This is a genomic window from Rhodoplanes roseus (assembly GCF_003258865.1).
In the GTDB taxonomy this organism is placed as follows: Bacteria; Pseudomonadota; Alphaproteobacteria; order Rhizobiales; family Xanthobacteraceae; genus Rhodoplanes; species Rhodoplanes roseus.
Genome location: NZ_NPEX01000697.1, coordinates 1 through 347, shown reverse-complemented (window position 1 = coordinate 347; position 347 = coordinate 1). Strand labels below are relative to the sequence as shown.

General features: G+C 68.6%; 1 protein-coding gene. It reads right to left on the bottom strand.

What is annotated here, in order from left to right:
• Nucleotides 1-310, bottom strand: a 310-nt coding sequence (locus CH341_RS32015) for a tripartite tricarboxylate transporter permease (RefSeq protein WP_210208719.1), incomplete at its 3' end; no start/stop codon positions are given.
• Nucleotides 311-347: the final 37 nt, after the last annotated feature.

The following is a 347-nucleotide window of genomic DNA, read 5'->3' as shown; positions in this document are numbered from 1 at the left end:
GCCCGAGATGGCCGAACACGTTCCCGGCGGCGAGCGGAAGCAGGCCGTCTAAGAGACGGTCGGTGCCGACCGACGATCTGGCCGAAGGCGGGCGAACGAGAAGATCTTGGACTTCAGCCCGCATGATCACGGCGCCGGCCGGATCGAGCTTGAAGGTGAGCGGCAGCAACAGCGCCATGCCGGCGAGCGGGCCGAGCCCGGGCAGCACGCCCACCGCCGTGCCCCACAGGCAGCCGACGAAGCACAGGAGCAGGTTGCGCCCCGTGAGCGCCACCGCGAACCCGTCCATCAGATATCCGAGCGATTCCACGACGCTGCTCCCGGCTTGCTCTCTTCGTCATTCCGGG